Source organism: Pigmentiphaga sp., from assembly GCF_019689535.1.
Taxonomy (GTDB): Bacteria; Pseudomonadota; Gammaproteobacteria; order Burkholderiales; family Burkholderiaceae_B; genus Pigmentiphaga.
Map to the genome: position 1 here is coordinate 1 of NZ_JADGHH010000333.1, position 2,165 is coordinate 2,165.

Below are 2,165 nucleotides of genomic sequence, written 5' to 3' on the forward strand. Positions count from 1 at the left end.
GATCGTATGGCAGTTTCTTGCGCAACACCGCGTTGAACACCATGGCGCTTTGGGTGGCGATGAGCAGGGTATAGCCGTCCGGCTGCGCCTTGGCGACCGCGTCGGCAGCGATGGTTTGGCTCGCGCCCGGCCGGTTTTCGACGACCACCGGCTGGCCGAAGGCGCTGGCAAGCTGCTGGGCGAGATAACGGGCAAAGGTATCCCCCAAGCCACCGGGAGCGTGCGGCGAGATGATCTTGATCGGCTTGCTGGGAAAATCCGCCGCGGCGTTCTGGGCGACGGCCGGCTGGCAGGCGACGAACCCCGCGGCGACGGCAGCCAGGGCCGCCCGGCGGCGTCCGTTCACCTGGTGGGCTTGCTTCGTGGATAGCTTGGTCATTGCCATGTCTCCTCTGTGGACCGGCGGAACGTGCCGCGGCCTATCGTTTTGGGAAATGTGAGGGTGAAACGATCAACGGAAGCGGTAGCGGCCTTCGTCGTCCCGCACGATGGGACGGGCCGCCGCCGTATCTTCGAGCCAGCGGACGATTTCCCGCCCGTCGCTGCTGCCGGTCGCCGCCATGAGCTCCTCGAAGTACTTCGGGCCATCCTCCAGGGCTGCCTCCAGCGACGCGAAGCGCCTGCCCTGGAAACGCGGCGCCGCGGGCACGCGGTATTCCAGCGGGCGCGATTCGCCCGGGGCGAGCAGGGGCAGCGTCAGGTCGAACCCAGCCTTGGCGCCCTGCCGGCTGCCTTGGAGAGATGGGTCGAGCGGCATGGCGCGCATGCCGCTTTGCACCACCAGGTCGCGGTCGGCCTGGAACCGGGTGCCGAGCGCCCAGTCCATCTGGGCATCCGAGAAAATATCGATGTCCGGATCGACCACGAAGACGTGCTTGACGTTGGAGAGCGACCCAAACACGGCCGCGATCGCGTTGCGGGCTTCGCCTGGGACGCGTTGCTGCAAGGCGACGCGGACATTGAACATGCCGCCGTTGGCCGGTGCTGCGTAGACCGCCTTGACCTCGCGCACCGCCGTCTCCAGCGCGCGCCAGACCATGACTTCCGTGCGCAAGGCGTTCAATTGGGCAGTATCGGTCCAGGCCATGTTGGGACCGCTGATCGTCGCGGTCTGGAAGATCGCGTCCCGCCGGTGGGTGATGGCCGTGACATGGAACAGCGGGTTCTTCTTGACCACGCCGTAGTAGCCGAGGAACTCCCCGTACGGCCCCTCGGGTTCGACGTGACCGGCGGCATCCAGATAGCCTTCGATGATGAACTCCGCATCGGCCGGCACCATCAGGTCGCTGGTCAGGCATTTGACCACCGGCAGCGGAGCGCCCCGGAGGCTGGAAAGCAGTCCGAGCTCGTCGCCCGGGATGCGCATGGTGGCGGCGACGTGATCGATGGGATGCGAGCCCACCGCAAAGGCCACGGGCACGCGCTCGCCCTTGGCGGACTGTTTCATGTAGATGGCCCGCAGGTCCGACGGAGCGACCAGATCGATGCCCGTCACGCGCCGGCCGCGCAGCATGAGCCGTCGCACGCCGACGTTGGTCCAGCCCGTCTCGGGATCCTTGACGAAGTCGATGGATGCCGAAATGTAGGGCGCGCCGTCCAGGCCATGCTGCAGGTGCACGGGCAGCTTGGTCAGGTCGCAGTCATCGCCTTCGAGCACCACTTCCCGCACCGGCGCCTCGGAAGCCGGTACCTCCACGAATTCGGGCTTGTTGCGCAGGCGGCGCAAGACTTCCGGCAGCAGCTCGGTTTCCGTCGTCCCGAAAGCCTGGGCCAGGCGCGTGCGGCTGCCCGCTACATTGCCGCAGAGCGGAACGTCGCCGCCCCCCGGCCGTTCGATCAGCACGGCGCGGGGACTTTGCTCGAGCAAGGACGCTACTTCCGAGAGCGGGGTGTCGCTTAGCCGGAGCAGGGCATCCTCGCCCAGGGATTGCAGGAAGTACTTGAGGCGGAAGGTGTCAAAATCGGGCAAAGCGGCCAAGGGTATCTCCGGCTGGTCCTCTGAGGGGTAATGATCGGCCCGGTTCAGCCGTACATGGCGCCCCGGGCCGCAACTCTCGCGCTTGCCGCGATATTTAAATGCACCATGCCGGCCCGCATAAGCAAAACATTTGTATGACGTGATAGAAGAAGCTGAACAATAGGGGCACGGGGGCGTTGTCCGTGGG

The 2,165-nt window shown here is 66.1% G+C and carries 2 protein-coding genes; both read right to left on the reverse strand.

The annotated features are described in order from the left end of the window. Positions 1–379 (reverse strand): tripartite tricarboxylate transporter substrate binding protein (locus tag IRZ12_RS17420; RefSeq protein ID WP_296471323.1); only part of this gene is annotated, 379 nt, incomplete at its 3' end. 72 nt (positions 380–451) lie between these two features. Further along, positions 452–1,978 carry a UbiD family decarboxylase gene (locus IRZ12_RS17425; RefSeq protein ID WP_296471326.1) on the reverse strand — a complete coding sequence of 509 codons (1,527 nt, stop codon included), beginning with the start codon at positions 1,976–1,978 and terminating at the stop codon, positions 452–454. Positions 1,979–2,165: the final 187 nt, after the last annotated feature.